Annotated in this window: 15 protein-coding genes; 6 read left to right on the plus strand and 9 right to left on the minus strand. The window is 72.6% G+C overall.

The annotated features are described in order from the left end of the window. Positions 1–124: 124 nt before the first annotated feature. Genes AB0J40_RS39680 through AB0J40_RS39690 form a run of 3 tightly spaced genes read right to left on the minus strand, consistent with a single transcriptional unit; the run spans position 125 to position 2,921 of the window. On the minus strand, positions 125–1,318 hold the full coding sequence (locus AB0J40_RS39680; RefSeq protein WP_364464366.1) for a kynureninase: 1,194 nt from the start codon (positions 1,316–1,318) through the stop codon (positions 125–127). Then, the gene (locus tag AB0J40_RS39685; RefSeq protein ID WP_364464369.1) at positions 1,315–2,109 is read right to left on the minus strand and encodes a tryptophan 2,3-dioxygenase family protein; all 795 of its coding nucleotides are present in this window, start codon (positions 2,107–2,109) and stop codon (positions 1,315–1,317) included. Before AB0J40_RS39685 ends, AB0J40_RS39680 begins: the two co-directional genes overlap by 4 nt. After that, on the minus strand, positions 2,106–2,921 hold the full coding sequence (locus tag AB0J40_RS39690; protein WP_364464372.1) for a PaaX family transcriptional regulator C-terminal domain-containing protein: 816 nt from the start codon (positions 2,919–2,921) through the stop codon (positions 2,106–2,108). The genes AB0J40_RS39685 and AB0J40_RS39690 overlap by 4 nt, the downstream gene beginning before the upstream one ends. Before the next feature lie 48 nt (positions 2,922–2,969). Here AB0J40_RS39690 and AB0J40_RS39695 point away from each other — a divergent pair, with 48 nt between their 5' ends. Genes AB0J40_RS39695 through AB0J40_RS39710 form a run of 4 tightly spaced genes read left to right on the plus strand, consistent with a single transcriptional unit; the run spans position 2,970 to position 6,745 of the window. Then, complete coding sequence (locus AB0J40_RS39695) at positions 2,970–3,722, plus strand: creatininase family protein (RefSeq protein ID WP_364464375.1); 753 nt, start codon at positions 2,970–2,972, stop codon at positions 3,720–3,722. After that, the gene (locus AB0J40_RS39700) at positions 3,715–5,232 is read left to right on the plus strand and encodes a benzoate-CoA ligase family protein (RefSeq protein ID WP_364464378.1); all 1,518 of its coding nucleotides are present in this window, start codon (positions 3,715–3,717) and stop codon (positions 5,230–5,232) included. Before AB0J40_RS39695 ends, AB0J40_RS39700 begins: the two co-directional genes overlap by 8 nt. Beyond that, positions 5,229–5,921 (plus strand): SDR family oxidoreductase, encoded by a 693-nt coding sequence (locus AB0J40_RS39705; protein ID WP_364464381.1) that lies wholly within the window; start codon positions 5,229–5,231, stop codon positions 5,919–5,921. Before AB0J40_RS39700 ends, AB0J40_RS39705 begins: the two co-directional genes overlap by 4 nt. After that, positions 5,918–6,745 carry an enoyl-CoA hydratase family protein gene (locus AB0J40_RS39710; protein ID WP_364464384.1) on the plus strand — a complete coding sequence of 276 codons (828 nt, stop codon included), beginning with the start codon at positions 5,918–5,920 and terminating at the stop codon, positions 6,743–6,745. Before AB0J40_RS39705 ends, AB0J40_RS39710 begins: the two co-directional genes overlap by 4 nt. Here the strand turns inward: AB0J40_RS39710 and AB0J40_RS39715 are convergent. From AB0J40_RS39715 to AB0J40_RS39730, 4 genes are read right to left on the minus strand one after another with little or no spacing between them, the layout of a single operon-like run. Then, positions 6,742–7,653, minus strand: coding sequence for an SMP-30/gluconolactonase/LRE family protein (locus tag AB0J40_RS39715; protein WP_364464387.1), 912 nt, complete (start codon positions 7,651–7,653; stop codon positions 6,742–6,744). The genes AB0J40_RS39710 and AB0J40_RS39715 overlap by 4 nt on opposite strands. A gap of 10 nt (positions 7,654–7,663) precedes the next feature. Continuing rightward, positions 7,664–8,320 (minus strand): histidine phosphatase family protein, encoded by a 657-nt coding sequence (locus AB0J40_RS39720; protein WP_364464390.1) that lies wholly within the window; start codon positions 8,318–8,320, stop codon positions 7,664–7,666. Next, complete coding sequence (locus AB0J40_RS39725) at positions 8,321–9,376, minus strand: phosphotransferase family protein (protein ID WP_364464393.1); 1,056 nt, start codon at positions 9,374–9,376, stop codon at positions 8,321–8,323. It abuts the gene before it with no gap. Further along, positions 9,373–10,125 carry an SDR family oxidoreductase gene (locus AB0J40_RS39730; protein ID WP_364464396.1) on the minus strand — a complete coding sequence of 251 codons (753 nt, stop codon included), beginning with the start codon at positions 10,123–10,125 and terminating at the stop codon, positions 9,373–9,375. Before AB0J40_RS39730 ends, AB0J40_RS39725 begins: the two co-directional genes overlap by 4 nt. 368 nt (positions 10,126–10,493) lie before the next feature. Between AB0J40_RS39730 and AB0J40_RS39735 the strand changes: the two genes are divergently transcribed. Further along, positions 10,494–11,414 carry a hypothetical protein gene (locus tag AB0J40_RS39735; RefSeq protein WP_364464398.1) on the plus strand — a complete coding sequence of 307 codons (921 nt, stop codon included), beginning with the start codon at positions 10,494–10,496 and terminating at the stop codon, positions 11,412–11,414. Positions 11,415–11,417: 3 nt separating this feature from the next. Here AB0J40_RS39735 and AB0J40_RS39740 read toward each other — a convergent pair whose 3' ends face one another. Next, positions 11,418–14,357, minus strand: a complete 2,940-nt coding sequence (locus AB0J40_RS39740) for a LuxR C-terminal-related transcriptional regulator (protein ID WP_364464400.1) — start codon at positions 14,355–14,357, stop codon at positions 11,418–11,420. 75 nt (positions 14,358–14,432) lie between these two features. Here AB0J40_RS39740 and AB0J40_RS39745 point away from each other — a divergent pair, with 75 nt between their 5' ends. Continuing rightward, the gene (locus AB0J40_RS39745) at positions 14,433–14,729 is read left to right on the plus strand and encodes a nuclear transport factor 2 family protein (RefSeq protein ID WP_364464402.1); all 297 of its coding nucleotides are present in this window, start codon (positions 14,433–14,435) and stop codon (positions 14,727–14,729) included. Positions 14,730–14,787: 58 nt separating this feature from the next. Here AB0J40_RS39745 and AB0J40_RS39750 read toward each other — a convergent pair whose 3' ends face one another. Then, positions 14,788–16,422 (minus strand): acyl-CoA synthetase, encoded by a 1,635-nt coding sequence (locus tag AB0J40_RS39750; protein WP_364464404.1) that lies wholly within the window; start codon positions 16,420–16,422, stop codon positions 14,788–14,790. Positions 16,423–16,501 lie beyond the last annotated feature (79 nt).

A 16,501-nucleotide genomic window follows, 5' to 3' on the forward strand; every position in this document is an offset into this window, starting at 1 on the left:
ACGCGCTTCACGGGGTGAGCGGGAGCCCCGCGCGCGGAGGTCGTCCGCCCGCCGGGTGCCCGGCACCAACTTAGATCTTCGGTGATCGCCAGACCAGTGGAGGTCCCGCGATACGGACCGGTAATCAGCCCGTGATCACCTTGCCGAGGGTGCGCATCGCCTTTTCGAGCTGGACGTCCGACAGGTACGGCGCCGGTCCAAAGCGCAGGTACGGCCCCCGGCTGTCGGTGCGGACGCCCTCGGCGGCCAGCGCCGCCTGCAGCCCGGCCGCGTCGGCGCAGCGCAGCGAGAGGAACCCGCCGATCCGGTCCAGCGGCGTCTCGCGATCCCGCGTGACGACGTCCTCGGGCAACCCGAGCGAGTCGAACACCGACGCGAGCAGGCCCACCTGGTGGCGGGACACCTCGCGCAGGAACTCCGGCGTGAGGCCCTGCTCGGCGAAGAACCGCTGGACCCGGACGCCGCGGTAGTGGCTGGCCGGGTCGTAGGTCGCGCCGGCGAACCGGTCGCCGCCGGTCGCGTAGGCGACCTGGCCCGGGTGGCGCTCGTCGGCGAGCGCGCCGAACTCGGCGTACCAGCCGGTGATCACCGGGCGCAGCTCCTGAGCGTGCGCGGGCAGCCGCAGGAAGCAGTTGCCCTCGCCGAGCTGCAGGTACTTGTACCCGCCGCCGAGCACCCAGGCGTTGGTGAGCCCGAGGTCGTGCAGCGCGAACGGCACCACGCCGAGCGCGTGGTAGGCGTCGACGACCAGCTCGATCGACCGGCCGCGGCACGAGTCGGCGAGGTGCGCCAGCCCGGGGACCAGCCTCGACGTCTCGAAGAGCACCGCCGAGACCAGCACGGCGGCGGTGTCGTCGTTCACTTCGGCCGCGACGCGCTCGGCGAGCGTGGGCACCGGGTCGAGCGGCACGCGCACGACCTCGACGCCCTCCTCTTCGAGCCGGGCGAGCTGCCGGCGCAGGGTGTGGAACTCGCCGTCGGTGGTGACCAGGCGCGGTCTTCGCGGCAGCTCCATCGCCGAGAGGAACCGCAGCACGAGGTCGTGCGTGCTCGCGCCCAGCGCGTACTCGCCGTGCGGGTCGCCGAGCAGCAGGCGGAAACCCGCGCGCAGCTCGTCGGCCTTCGCGAACGCGCGGTCCCACTTCTCGTCGACGTCGCGGGCGGCGTCCGCGAAGGACTCCCGCAGGCCCTCCTCCGCGACGTCCGGCCACGCCTGGTGCGAGTGCCCGGACAGCAGCAGGCGCTCGGCGACGCCGAAACGGGAGTAGTGCGGGGCGAGCGCGTTGTCGTCAGCGCGCAGGTCGTCCAAAGTGGTCACAGTCGGCTCCGTACGGCCCAGAGATCCGGGAACATCGGCTGGAAGAGCGTGGTACGCAGGTAGGTCGCGCCGGATGATCCTCCCGTCCCGGTCTTGTCGCCGATGGTGCGTTCGACCATCTTCACGTGCCGGTAGCGCCACTCCTGCATCCCTTCGTCGAGATCCACCAGACATTCCGCGACGACCGACGGTCCGCCGTCGTCGCTGTACACGTCCAGCAATATCGCCTGCAGGGCCGGGGAGGGCTCCACCGGTCGAGTGACGTCTCGGTCACAGTCCACGGAATAGCCAGAAGCCTTGAGGTACGCGAGAAAAGAGTCGAACAAGGACGGTCGCGCCATCGCGTCGGCAATGCGTTTCCGCTGCTCGCCGCCTTCGGGGTAGTGCGCGAACACGCGCTCGTCGCGACGGCCCAGCACGGCTTCCAGCTCGCGGAACTGGGCCGACTGGAAGCCGGACGAAGCGTCCAAACGGGCGCGGAAGCTCGTGAACTGGCTGGGGGTCATGGTTTCCAGCACGTCGATCTGCGCGACGGCGACCTTGAGGATCGTCAGGATCCGCCGCAGGACGCGGATCGAGTGGGCGGTGTTGCCCGCGACGAGGTTCCGCTGGAGGAACTCGGCTTCGTGCAGGATCTGCTTGAACCACAGCTCGTACACCTGGTGGATCACGATGAACAGCAGCTCGTCGTGTTCGTCCGAACGCGTCCGCTGCGCGTTCAGCACTTCGTCCAGCGCCAGGTACGACGTGTAGCTCAGGGCTTCCTGCGTTGCTTGGCTGGGTTCGGTCATCCCTTGGTCACCTCGTCGAAATGGCGCTGAGCGGCCGGAGCCAGCGCGGTGTACAGATCGTGGAACAACTCGACCGCGGCCGCCCGGCGATCCGGTGCGGGCACCAGGCCGTCGGGCAGTTCCGGGTCGAGCGACGGGAACGCCCGGAAGGTGTGCACCAGGCGTGCGTGCACCTCGAACGCCTCGGCGTCCGGGATCTCCTGGCCCGGGTACCCGCCGAACTGCTCGACGAACGCCGTGTAGCGCGCGGCGAGGTCGTCGAGGTCCCAGGCCCGGCCGGCGAAGCGGCGCACGTCCAGCGCGGCCGACGGGCGGCCGAGCAGCAGGCCGGCGTGCTCGGTGACGTCCAGTTCGCCGAGCAGGGCGACGACCTCGGCCTCGCGGTCGTGCGGGGCGATCCAGGTGCCGTCCTGATACGGCCCGAAGCCGAGGAACCGCAGCCGCCGGACCAGGCGCTCCCTGGCCTGGCGGCGGCTCTCCGGGATGCTCTGCCAGAGCACGGTCCACTCGCCGGCGGCGCGCTCGCGGCGGCCGAGGGAGAAGATCCGGTGGTCGCCGTCGGCGAGCAGGGCGATCGTGCGGCGGGTCAGCGAGTAGTGCACGGTGCGGCCCTCGCGGTGGCGCTGGAGCAGGCCGCGGCGCACGAGGCGGGTCAGCGCGATGCGGGCCGCGCCGTCGGAGAAGCCCAGCTCGGCGAGCACCGCGACCAGGCCGCCCGACCACACCCGCCGGGTCTCGCGCGGGTGCACGTAGCTGCCCAGCAGCGTCACGACCAGCTCCTGGGGGCTGGTGTCGAAGGCGTCTCCGGACATGAACGCAACTCTATACACCTCAGGCCGCTGCGGTGTAGCTTGATTTGCGTGACGTACTTCGCGGACCTCAGCTCGCCGCAGGTCGCTTCGCTGGTGGACGGCGACCGCGTGCCGGTGCTGCTGCTCCCGCTGGGCGCGGTCGAGCCACACGGGCCGCACGCGCCGCTGGGCACCGACCCGCTGATCTCGCGCGGGATGTGCGAGCGCGCGGCCGACCGGCTGGCCGCCGACGAGGACGTCCACGTCCTGGTGCTGCCCGAGGTGCCCTACGGCGTGACGCGGTTCGCGGCCGGGTTCGCCGGCGGCGTCCACATCGGCGAGGAGACGCTGCACTCGCTGCTCGTCGACATCGGGTCCGCGCTGATCGGGCAGCGCCTGCGCCGGATCCTGCTGGTGAACAACCACTTCGAGCCCGCGCACCTGGTCACGCTGCGGCGCGCGGTGGAGACGCTGAACTTCGCCTACGACGGTCGCGTCGCGCTGCTCGACCTGGTCCGGCGGCGGCACGCGCAGCGGCTGACCGAGGAGTTCAAGTCCGGCGAGTGCCACGCGGGGCGCTACGAGACGTCGCTCGTGCTCGCCGACCGGCCCGAGCTGGTCGACCAGCCGCTGATGCGGACGCTGCCGCACGTGCCCATCAGCTTGGCTTCGGCTCCTTCCGATGGCGGCTTCCTCGCGATGGGCATGTCCGACGCGTACTGCGGCGCGCCCGCCGAGGCGACCGCGGCCGAAGGGGAAGAGACCTTCTCGACGTTGACCGACCTGCTGGTGGAAGCGATCCGGGAGCTGGCCCGTGAGTGAGCCGTTCAACCTCGCCACGTACTTCCTCGACCGGCACGTGGCTGCCGGCCGCGGCGACCGGACCGCGCTGTTCGTCGGCGATCGGTCGGCTTCGTACGCCGAGCTGGCGCGGCTGGCCAACCGCGCCGGCAACGTGCTGCTCGACGCGGGTGTCCGAAAAGGACAGCGCGTGCTGCTGGCGTTGAGCGACGGCGACGAGTTCGTCGCGACCTGGTACGGCGCGCAGAAGATCGGCGCGGTGACCGCCGAGGTCTACCCGTTCCTGCAGCCCAAGGACTACGCGTACTACCTCGGCTACACCGAGGCCGTCGCGGTGATCGCCGACGCCGTCACGCTGCCCGCGTTGCGTGCAGCAGGCGCGCGGAACCTGCTGGTCACCGGCGTACCCGAAAGCGAGCTGCGGCTGGGCGAGCGTCCCTTCCGGTCCCTGGTGGACGCCGCACCGGACACCCTGGAAGCCGCGCCGACCACTCGCGACGACATCGGCATCTGGAAGTTCACCACCGGCAGCACCGGCGCGCCCAAGGCGTGCGTGCATCCGTTGCGCAGTCCCATCGAGAGCTTCGAGCGGTACGCGGTGCAGGTGCTGGGACTGCGGGAGGACGACCGGATCCTCGCCGTGCCCAAGCTGTTCTTCGGCTACGCGCGCGATCTGGTGGCGCTGTTCCCGTTCGGCGTCGGCGCGGCGGGGATCGCGTTCCCCGAGCGCAGCACCGCGGATCTGATGTTCGGGCTGATCGCCCGCTACCGGCCGACGGTGCTGGTCAACGTGCCCACCATGATGAGCGCGATGGTCGCGCACCCGGCCGCGGCCGAGCAGGACCTGAGCTGCCTGCGGATCACGACGTCCGCCGGCGAGGCACTGCCCTCGGAGCTGCACCGGAAGTGGGACGCGGCCTTCGGGGTGCCGGTGGTCGACGGGATCGGCTCGTCGGAGGCGTATCACATCTACCTGTCGAACCGGCCGGGGCAGGCGCGGATCGGGACGCTCGGCACGCCCGTTCCCGGCTACACCGCCGAGGTCGTCGACGAGCTCGGGAACCCGTTGCCGGACGGGGAAATCGGGCCGCTGCGGGTCACCGGGCCGACGATCGCGCTGGAGTACCACGGCGACGCGGAGAAGTCCGCGAAGACGTTCGACGGCGACACGCTGACGTCGGGCGACCTCTTCAGCCGGTCCGACGGCTTCTTCCGCCACCACGGGCGCGCCGACGCGCTGCTGAAGGTCGGCGGCGTGTTCGTGGCGCCGGGCGAGATCGAGGACTGCCTGCTCGGCCACCCCGCGGTCGTGGACTGCGCGGTCGTCGGCCAGGAGGTCGACGGCCTGGTCGTGCCGCGCGCGTACGTCGTGCTGCGGTCCGGCGCGACCGCGTCCGCCGACGAGCTGAAGGACCACGCGAAAGCCCACCTGGCCAAGCACAAGTACCCCCGCGAAGTGGTGTTCATGACGGAACTTCCCCGTACCGCCAACGGAAAGCTCGACCGCCGCGCCTTGGCGGGCCGGTCGTGAGCCGGCTGGTCGTCGTCACCGGCGGCACCCGCGGGATCGGCGCGGCGATCGCGGCCCGGTTCGCTGAAGCGGGCGACACGGTGCTCGCGCCCGGCCGGGCCGACTGCGATGTGACAGACGAGGACGCCGTCGCGGCGTACTTCGCTTCGGCCGGACCGGTGGACGTGCTGGTGAACAACGCCGGGATTTCCTCCAGCGCACCGCTTTCGAAGACTTCGCTCGCCGACTGGCACTCCCAGATCGAGGTGAACGCGACCGGCGCTTTCCTGTGCACGCGGGCGGTCCTGCCGGGGATGCGCTCCCGGGACAGCGGCCGGATCGTCACGGTGGCATCGACGGCGTCGCACGTCGGCTACCGCTACACGGCCGGGTACACGGCGTCGAAGCACGCGGCGACCGGCCTGATGCGGGCGGTCGCGGCGGAGCTGGCCGGCACCGGCGTCACGGCGAACGCGGTCTGCCCGGCGTTCGTCCGTACCGACATGACGGCTTCCTCGGTGGCGCGGATCCGGGAGCGCACCGGCCGTTCCGTCGACGACGCCGAGTCGGCGCTGGCGGCGGCGTCCCCGCTCGGCCGGCTGCTGGAACCTTCGGAGGTGGCGTTCGCCGTCGCCTTCCTGGCGGCCCCGGAGGCCGCCGCGATCAACGGCCAGACCCTCGTACTCGACGGCGGAGGAATCCAGTCATGAGCCCGTTCCGCGCGACCGCACCGCTGACGAAGGAGTGGGAGCACTTCGAGTTCACTGTGGACGACGGCGTCGCCACGGTGACGTTCACCCGGCCGGACAAGCTGAACGCGCTGACGTTCGACGTCTACGCCGACCTGCGGGACCTGGTGCTGGAACTGCCGCAGCACGAGGACGTGCGGGTGCTGGTGATCACCGGGCAGGGCCGCGGGTTCTGCTCCGGCGGCGACGTCGAGGAGATCATCGGCGAGCTGCAGAAGTTCGACACGGCGCAGCTGCTGGAGTTCACGCGCATGACGGGCGCGGTGGTGAAGGCGCTGCGCGAGTGCCCGCTCCCGGTGATCGCGGCGGTCAACGGCGTGGCGGCGGGCGCGGGCTCGGTGATCGCGCTGGCCAGCGACTTCCGGCTGCTGGCGGAGTCGGCGAAGTTCGCGTTCCTGTTCACGAAGGTGGGCTTGGCGGGGGCGGACATGGGCTCGGCGTACCTGCTGCCGCGGCTCGTGGGATTGGGTCGCGCCACGGAACTGCTGATGCTGGGAGACAAGATCACGGCCGCGCGCGCTTCCGAAATCGGCTTGGCTTCCCAAGTGGTGCCGGACGCTTCACTGGCTTCGACGGCGTCGGCGTTGGCCCGCCGCCTGGCCGACGGCCCGGCATTGGCGTACTCGACGACGAAGGTGCTGCTGACCCGCGAGCTGGACATGGACCTGGGCAGCGCGATCGAGCTGGAGGCGATGACCCAGGCGCTGTTGATGACGGCGAAGGACCACAAGGAGTTCTACGCGGCGTGGACCGCGGGCCGCGAACCCCGCTGGACCGGCCGCTAGCGGGCCGTCACCGCGATCGCGTTCTCTTCGAGGGAGCCGAAGTACAGCTTCCCCTGCCACTCGCGGACCCCGACGAGCATGTGGAACCCGTCGATCTCCCCGCGGAACTCCCGCTCCACCTCGCCGTCGGCCGTCACGCCGAGAACGCCCACCTCGCGACCCGGCCGAGGCTGCAACGACGTCGGCAACGCCCGGACGCCCGCCCGCAAGAACGCCGGCAGGCGGCGGACCACGTCCAGCGCCGCCACGCGCGGGGAAGCCTGCGTGATCCAGATCAGCCCGTCCGAGCCCGTCGCGATGTTGTCCGGGAAGCCCCACAGGTTCTCGACCAGCGCGTCCACGTGACCGTCCGAAAGGCGGACCCGGGACACGCCGAACGCGCCCGTCTCCGCGACCGCCACGAACGACTCGTCCGGGGCCAGCGCCACGCCGTTCGCGAACTGCAGGCCGTCCAGCAGCAGGTCGATGGACCCGTCCGGGGACCTGCGCAGCAACCGGCCGCCGCCGGTCTGCTCGATCAGGTCGTCGCGCCAGTTGTCGATGCCGAACCGGCGCGAGGAGTCCGTGAAGTAGATCGTCCCGTCGCCCGCCACCGCCGCGTTGTTGCAGAACACGAAGTCCAGCCCCAGCGCCGAAGTCGCCAGGACCGACGGGGTACCGCCCGACAGCGGGACCGCCAGGAGCCCGGCCCGCGCGTCGCAGACCAGCAGCTCGTCCTCGCCGTACAGCTCCAGCCCCAGCGGGCGCCCGCCGGTGTCGGCGATGACGTCGATGTGCCGCCCGTCGGGCGACACGCGCAGGATCCGGCCGTCGTCGACGCCGGTGTAGATCCGGCCTTCGCCGTCGACCACGACGTCCTCCGGGCCGTGCCCGTCCACCGGGATGACCGTGACCTCGCCGAACCGCATCGGGTGCCTCCTACCGGTAGGTGAGCAGCGAAGCCGCGTCGGCCTCGAAGTGCGGGTGCTCGTTGAACGACAACAGGGTCACGCCGCCGCGGCCGGACACCAGCTTCGTGATGCCGCCGTTGACCGTGACGCGGTTGAGCTTCAGCAGCCCGGCTTCCGGCGTGCCCATCAGCAGCCCGCAGATCGTGGCGATCACGCCGCCGGAGGTGAACACGACCGCGTGCTCGCCCTTGCCCAGCGACGCCACCAGGTCCTCCAGAGCGGCCCGGCAGCGGGCGAGGAACGCCGGCCACGTCTCGGCGCACGGCCCCTCCGCGCCCGCCGACGTCCACGCCGTCAGCGCCGCATCCAGCACCCCTTGGTACGCCCGGGAATCCTCCTGCGGGGCGCCGCCGGCGTGGTGCAGCGCGATGTCCACGTGGTCGTACTCGTTCCAGCGCGCGTCCTCGACCACCGGGACGTCGGTACCGAGGACCTTCAGCGCCGTCGCCGCGGTGTCCCGCTGCCGCGCGAGCGTCCCCGATCGGATCCGGCTGAAGGAGACGTTGCGCCGCAGCAGTTCCGCACCGACCACAGTGGACTGCTCGAACCCGCGCGGCGAGAGCGCGTCGTAGTCGGACGCGCCGAAGGACGCTTGCCCGTGCCGGACCAGGTAGATCGCGCCCACTCAGGCACTTCCCTTCGCGATGGTTTCGCGGCACCGCCAGTCGAGGTACCCGACGAACTGCCAGAAGTCCTTGAACGCCGGGTTGCGGGTGGCGCCGTCGTGGTAGCGCCGGTACAGCTGCTGCAGCACCGCCGCGAGCCGGAACAGGCCGTAGACCTCGTAGAACCGCCAGTCCCCGATCGCCAGCCCGGTCTTCTCCGCGTACCGCGCGACGAACTCCTCGCGCGTGAACATCCCCGGCAGGTGCGTCGGCTGGCGGCGGCTCGCCTTCATGACGTCGTCGTCATCGGCCTGCACCCAGTAGGCGAGCATGCTGCCCAGCTCCATCAGCGGGTCGCCGAGCGTGGCCATCTCCCAGTCGAGGACGCCGGTGATGTTGAGCGTCGACGGGCCGTCCAAGACCAGGTTGTCGAGCCGGTAGTCGTTGTGGATCAGGCAGATCTTCACCTCGGCCGGCTGGTTCGCCGCCAGCCACGCGCGGACCTCGGCGAAGTCGCCGACGTTGTCCGTGCGCGCCGCGACGTACCGGTCGGACCAGCCGCGGATCTGCCGCTCGACGTACCCCGCGCCCTTGCCCAGGTCGCCCAGCCCGGCGGCTTCGACGTCGACGGCGTGCAGGTCCACCAGCCGGTCGACGACCTTGCCGGACAGCTCGCGGGCCTGGTCCGGGCTCAGGTCGAGCCCGTCGGGCAGGTCACCGCGCAGGATCAGGCCGTCCAGCTTCTCCATGACGTAGAAGTCGCCGCCGAGCACGCTCTCGTCGTCGCCGAACGCCAGCATCCGCGGCACGTACGGGAACACCGGCCTCAGCGCGTGCTGCACGCGGTACTCGCGCCGCATGTCGTGCGCCGACGCCGCCTTGTGCCCGGCCGGCGGGCGGCGCAGGATCAGCTCGCGGTCCGCGTAGGTCAGCAGGTACGTCAGGTTCGACGCGCCGCCGGGGAACTGCCGGACGCGCGGTGGCTCGGCGCCGAGGCCCTCGACGCGCGCGGCCAGCCAGGCGTGCACCGCGGCGGCGTCGAAGGCGTCCTCCTCGCGGACCTCGATGGTGGTCATGCGAACTTCCGCAGGACGGAGACGGGCGCGACGCGCATGGCGACGCTCAGCGGCACCCACGGCCACGCCGGGACGTAGGCGCGGCGCGGTTCGGCCTCGATGGCCTTGACCAGTGCGCGGGCTCCGCTCTCGGCCTTGGCCAGCAAGGGGTTCCGGCCGATCCGGTCGTTCATCTCCGACTCGATGTAGCCGGGCCGGACGTCGGTGACGGTGATGCCCTTGCGGCCGAGCTCCAGGCGGGTGCCGTCGACGAACGCGGAGATGCCGGCCTTCGAAGCGGCGTACGCGGTGAGGTTGCCCGGCAGGCCGCGGATCGCGCTGAACGAGGAGACGACGGCGAGGTGCCCGGCGCCCTGCTCGCGGAAGATCCCGGCGGCGGCTTCGATCTGGGCGGCGGCCGCGACGAAGTTGACCTCGAGGGTCTGCCGGTTGGCGTCGAAGCGGCCCTTGCCGATCGGCTGCCCCTTGCCGAGCCCGGCGTTCACGATCACCCGGTCGAGGGACCCCAGCTCGGCGCGGAACTCCTCGAAGACGGTGAACACGCTTTCGTGGTCGGTGACGTCGAGCTTGCGCGTGACGACCGTGATCCCGGGGTGCGCCGCGGTCAGTTCGCCCGCCAGCTTCTCGAGCCGGTCGGTGCGGCGCGCGCACAACGCCAGGTTGCGCCCCTTCGCCGCGAACTGGCGGGCCATGCCCTCGCCCAACCCGCTGCTAGCGCCGGTGATCAGGATGTTCTTCCGGACCGTCATGCCCCGGAGCCTACCCGTTGGTAACAAGACCGGTGGCCCGGCGCTGGGGGCGTCGCCGGGCCACCGGTCATCGCGCGGCCACCCCGGCCGGTCGCACAACGCGGCCGGGTGAGCCGGAGCCGTTCGTCCACGGCTGCGGCCCGCACGCGGATGGGCCGTGAGGGGGAGGCGGAGCCACCGGCGCGGGCAAGTCATACAAGCGCGTCCGCCCAGGCCGGGGCAATGGTTCACAGTTGCCAGTACTAGCCCGTTCGCCCGAGTGGCGGCGCGGCTCCCGGCCGCCGCCCGCCCCGGCCACGGGGGTGGCGGGCACTGCTAACGTGCACCGTGTCGGGGATCGTCGGGGGACGTTACGGGGCGGGTCGGCCATGGCGGGCAGCACGGCGGGCGGTCAGCAGGGTGAGCGCACCGCGTTCGCCACCCACCTGCGCGCGGCCATCGCGACGAGCGGCCTGTCCCTCGACCGGATCCAGGCGCGGCTGCGCGCCCGCGGTGTCGTCGTCAGCGTCACCGCCCTCAGCTACTGGCAGTCCGGCAAGCGCCAGCCGGAGCGGCAGAGCTCGCTGTCGGCCGTGCGCACGCTGGAAGAAATCCTCGACGTGCCCGCCGGGTCCCTGCTCGGGCTGCTGCCCCCGCCCCGCCCCCGCGGCGGCGCGGGAAAGCGCCACGCCGGCGGCGAGCCGATGACGTTCCCCCGCGAGGTCCTCCAGCCGCTGCTGGACAAGGTCGGCGCACCGGACGCGCTGGAGCGCCAGCACCCGCTGAAGCTGGTGGGGCTGCACGACCTGTGCGAGATCGCCGCGGACGGCGGCCAGCGCGCGGTCACCGCGCGGGCGGTGTTCCAGGCGGGCGCGGACGGCCAGGACCGCTGGCTGCTGGTGTACACCCAGGACGACCCGGCGGCGGGCCCGCCGGACCTGCACGCGGTGCGCAACTGCCGCATCGGGCGCGCCGAGGTCGACGTCGCGCACGGGCTGATCGTCGCCGAGCTGGTGTTCGACCGGCCGATCGACCGGGGCGAGACGCACCTGATCGAGTACACGCTGACCAACGGCGGGCCGCCGTACCCGGAGTGCCGCAACACGTACTACCGCGAGTTCCGCCGTCCGGTGCGCGAGTACCTGCTGGAGGTCCGGTTCGCCCCGGGCACGGCCCCGGACCGCTGCTGGCAGTACGCCCGCAACGGCACGACGAACACCCGCCGCCCCCTCAAGCTCGACGGCGGCGACGGCGTGCACGCGGTGGCGCTGGACTTCGGACCGGGCGTCTTCGGCATCGACTGGGACTGAGCCTCACGCAAGGTGGGCGGCCGCGACGGTCGCCAGCTCCGTGCGATTGGCGATGCCCAGCTTGGCGTACACGTGCGCGAGGTGCGTCTTCACCGTTCCGCGGCTCATGAACAGCTTCGCGCCGATCTCCGGGTTCGTGCACCCCTCGGCCGCGAGCTTCACGACCTCCAGCTCGGTCGGCGTCAAGCTGCCCCACCCGCTCGACGGGCGGCCGCGCGCGCCGCGGGTCCGGCGGACGAACGCCACCACGTCGTCGAGGCTCATCGGCTCGTCCTCGGTCGTGAGCGCCTGCAACGTCTCCTGCTCGGCCGGCCGGCGAGGGAAGCCCAGTTCCGCCCGTGCGCGAGAACACGAGACGAACACCCGCGCCGCGTCGGCCTCGCGGCCGGTGCGGGCCAGCAGCGTCGTCAGCGCGTCCAGGCTGTCGAGGACGCCCAGGCGGAGGCCGTGGTCGAGGCGCAGCGTCAAGGCCTCGTGGTGCAGCTCGGCGGCCTGCTCCGGCGCCGCCAGGTACCCCTGCTCGTCCAGCGCGGCGGCCAGCGCCGACGGCAGGCCCCACCGCCGGGTCAGGTCGACGGCGGTGGCCACCACCCCCTCGGCCTCCGCCGTCCGGCCCAGCGCGCGCAGCACCGCCCCGCGCTCGGCCAGCCCCTGCGAGGCCATGTACGTCCCGGGGACGGCCTCGCGGGCGAACCACCGCTCGGCCTCCTCGAGAGAACCGCGACGCCGGTGCAGCTCGCCCATCACCCCGGCCATGCCGGGCACGAAGACGTCGCCGGCGGTCTCGAGGAGCCGCAGGAACGGCTCCATCACGCGGAAGCCGGCGTCGACCTCGCCGGCCAGGCAGTGCACCATCGCCAGCCGGCACAACGTCGTGTTGACGCGGTGGAAGTCCCCGAGCGGCGCGGCGACCTCGACGGCCCGCTCGGCCAGTTCCCGCGCCCGCGGCAGGTCCGCCGCCGCGAGCGCGCTCGCCGACTGGGCACTGAGGACCGTCGACGCGAGGCCGCGATCGCCGCGGCGAAGCAGCCCTTCGGCCGCTTCGGCGAGCAACGGCCCGGCTTCGTCGTGCCGGTCCCGCGCGTGCAGGACGATCCCCCGCAGCATCAACGCGCTGTCGCGGGCGAAGCCGTCCGTGCCCGCGGCCTGCTCGGCCTCGAGGGCGACGGCCCAAGCGGCGTCGAAGTCCGTGTAGAGGTGCCCGAGCGCGGTCAGCGCCAGGCACCGCGCGCGCAGGCCCGCTTCGCCGAGTTCGGTGGCGATCTCCAGGCCCAGCCGCGCGGCTTCGAGGTCGAACGGCGCCGTCGTGTCCGCGACCAGGCCCATCCCGGTGAGCAGCCGGGCCTGCAGCGTCGACCGCTCGTCCGGGCACCGGGCGACCGCGCGCTTCAGGTACGCCAGCCCCTCGTGGCCACGCCCGCGCAGGTTCCACAGCCACGCGACGGCGGCCGCGAGCCGGCGGCCGCGCGTGGGATCTTCCCGTGCCAGCCCCCATTCCAGGGCCGCGCGCAGGTTGTCGCGCTCGGGTTCCATCCGCGCGCGCCACGCGTCCTTGTCGCGGTCGAGGTCGGGTTCGGCGGCCTCGGCGAGGGCGAGGAAGTGGTCGAGGTGGCGGTCGCGGACCTCCTCGGTCTCCCCCGCCTCGGCCAGCCGGGCCGCCGCGTACTCGCGAATGGTCTCCAGCATGCGGTAGCGGCCGTTTTCGGCCACCACCAAGGACTTGTCGACGAGCCTGCCGAGCGCGGCCGGGCCGCCCGCCGCGGCCAACGTGAACCCGCCGGCGAAGACGGCGAGCCGGCGGAACACCGCGCGGTCTTCGTCGTCGAGCTGGTCGTGGCTCCACGCGATCGACGCCGCGAGGGTCTGCTGCCGCGCCGGCACCCCGCGCGGGCCGCGGGTGAGGAGGGCGAAGCGGTCGTCGAGGCCGGCGTCGATCTGGTGCGGGGTAAGGGTTCCGAGCCACGCGGCGGCGAGCTCGACGGCCAGCGGGATGCCGTCGAGCCGGGTGCACACCGACCGGACGGCGGCCGCGCTGGAGGTGTCCAAAGTGAACAGTGGCCGGACCGCGCCCGCCCGTTCGACGAACAGCGCCACCGCCTCCTCGACGGCCAGCGGCGGCAGCCGCCACACCGTCTCCCCCGGCACGCCGAGTGGTTCGCGGGTGGTCGCCAGCAGGGCGACCTCGGGGCAGGACCGGAGCAGTTCGACGGCGAGGTCCGCGACGCCGTCGAGGGCCTGTTCGCAGTTGTCGAGGCAGAGCAGGACGCGCCGGTCGCGCAGGTCGGTCGCGATCGAGCGGGCGGCACCGGCGTGCGGCTCGACCGGCACGCCGAGGGTCGCGGCGACCAGCTCGGCGACCTCTTCGCGGCCGGTGACGGCGTCGAGCTCGACCCACCGGACGCCGTCGGGCCACTGCCGGGCCGCCGCGGCCGCGACCTGCGCGGCGAGCCGGGTCTTGCCGCTGCCGCCCGGTCCGGCGAGCGTGACGAGCCTGCCGCCGGCCAGCCGGCCGCGGACCTCGGTGGTCTCGGCCGCGCGGCCGACGAACCCGGTCAGCTGCAGCGGGAGGTTGTTCGGGACGGCGTCGAGCGACCGCAGCGGCGCGGGCGTCCCGCCGAGCTGGAAGATCCGCTCCGGCGCGGTGAGGTCGGGCAGCCGGTGGACGCCGAGGTCGTGCAGCGTCACCCCCTCGAGCGCCGCGGCCGCGGACGCCGAAACCAGCGTCCGGCCGTCGGCCAGTTCGCGCAGCTGTTCGCAGCGCCGGACGGCGGGGCCGGTGGGCGTGCCGTCGTCGCGGACCAGCGCGTCGCCGGTGTGCAGGGCGGCAGGCTCGCCGGTCAGGGTCGCGAGGGCTTCCCCGGGCGTCGCGAAGACGGCCGGGGGCGCGTCGCCGGCACACAGGATCGTGACCGTACCGGCGGGGAGGAGTTTCGTCTCGGTCATGGCCCGGCCAGTCTGCCAGCGGATCTCGGCCAGGTGGCCGATGTTGCGGCAACCCGCGGCTGCGACCTTTCGGGAGTGGAGACGTTCGAAGAGCTGCTGACCCGCTGGCGCGACGCCGAGGCGCGCGGCGACGCGGGTGTCTGGCGGCCGCTCCTGGCCGCCGACTTCCGCGGCGACGGCCCGGAGGGGCGCGTGCTCGACCGGGACACCTGGCCCGGCCGGGCGCCCGCGGGCGCGTTCCGCTGGACGCACCTGCGGGTGACCCCGTCGGTCGGCGTGGCTACGGGACACCGCGACGGCACCGGGTGCACCGTCGTGGCGGCCGTGCGGGAGGGACGCTGGCTGATCGTCAACGTCCAGCGCGGGTCATGACAGCGCTTTTCGGGGGTCCGGGTGGCGAAGCCCCCGGCCCGAGGCGGAGCCTCGGTTGTCACAGCAGCTTGTTCCGCAGCACCTTTCCGGTCGCGTTGCGGGGCAGCTCGTCCAGGAACTCGACGTCGCGGGGCACCTTGTACCGCGCCAGGTTCGCCTTGACGTACTCCCGGACGCCGTCGACGTCCAGCTTCGAGTCCTCCGTACGCACGACGAAGGCCTTCAGCCGCTGGCCGAACTCCGGGTCCTCGACGCCGATCACCGCCGCCTCCACCACGTCCTCGCGCTCGACCAGGAGGTTCTCCACCTCGATCGGGAACACGTTCTCGCCGCCGGAGACGATCATCTCGTCGTCGCGGCCGTCGATGAAGAGCAGGCCGTCTTCGTCGAAGTGGCCGACGTCGCCGCTGGAGAGCAGGCCGTCGATGATCTCCTTGTGGCGGCCGTCGGTGTAGCCGCCGAAGCTCAGGCCGCTGCCCACGAACACCCGGCCGGTGACGTTCGGCTCGGTGATCTTGGTGCCCTTTTCGTCGTAGAGCGCGACCTTGCAGCCGACCGGCGCGCGGCCGACCGTGCCCGGCGCCTTGGCCCAGTCTTCCGGCGTCGCGACCGTCGCCACCGCGACCTCGGTCGAGCCGTAGAGGTTGTGCACGACCGGGCCGAACGCCTCGTTCGCGCGGTTGCCCAGGTCCGGCGACAGCGCGGAGCCCGCGACGAAGATGATCCGCAGCGACGACGTGTCGTACTTCTCCCGGACGTCCTTCGGCAGGTCGACGATCCGCTGCAGCATGGTCGGCACCAGCACGAGCGCGGTGCACTTGTGCTCGGCGACGCCGCGCAGCGCCTCCTCCGGCGTGAACTTGCGGCGCATGACGACCTTCGAGCCGAGCGCGAAGGACAGGATGAACTGCGAGAGGCCGGTGCCGTGGAACAGCGGCGCGCCCATGTAGGTGGCTTCGTTGGACCGCAGCGGGATCCGGTCGAGGAACTGCGCCGAGGCCAGCGCCGAGGTGTGCGGCCGCGGCGCGCCCTTCGGCGTGCCGGTGGTGCCGCTGGTCAGCAGCACGAAACCGCCCGGCTTGGCCGGCGCGGGCCACGGCCGGTCGTCGGTGCTGGCGATGATCTCCGACAGCACCGGGGTGTCGCGGTCGGTGAGGTCGGTGTCCGGGTCGACCCAGGCCAGGTAGCGGTCGACGCCGGCCGGGATGGCGTCGAGCAGGCCGGTGAACTCCTGGTCGTACACCAGCGCGGTGACGCCTTCGCGCTTGGCGACGTCGGCCAGCTGCGGCTTCGCGAACCCGGTGTTCATCAGCAGCAGGCGGACGCCGAGCTTGCCCGACGCGGCCATCGTGAGCACCAGGCCGCGGTGGTCGCGGCAGAGGGCGGCGACGACCTGGCCCGGCTGGATCCCGCGCTCGGACCAGGCCCTGGCCAGCGCGTTCGACTGGTCGTCGAGCTGCTTGTAGGTCAGCGGGCCGAGCTCGTCGACGATGCCGACGGCGGTCGGGTCGCGGCGCGCGGAGATGTGGTTCGCGCCGGCGAACGGCCCGAACTTCCGGAGCGCGACCAGTGAGCGGACCCCCTCGTCGAGCCGGGGGAAGGGAACGAGTCCCGCCCGCCGCATCACGTCGACGCTGCGGGCCGTCTCGGCCACCTTGTCCGCCACCTGCGTGGCGAGCTCGACCAGGCTCATCCAGGCACCTCCGTTGCTGCGGGAACGAGCCCATGCCGACGGCGGGCGTACCGGCGGTATGGGGGCTACTGGAGAGTAA

Origin of the sequence: Amycolatopsis sp. NPDC049691 (assembly GCF_040675005.1) — a bacterium.
Lineage (GTDB): Bacteria > Actinomycetota > Actinomycetes > Mycobacteriales > Pseudonocardiaceae > Amycolatopsis.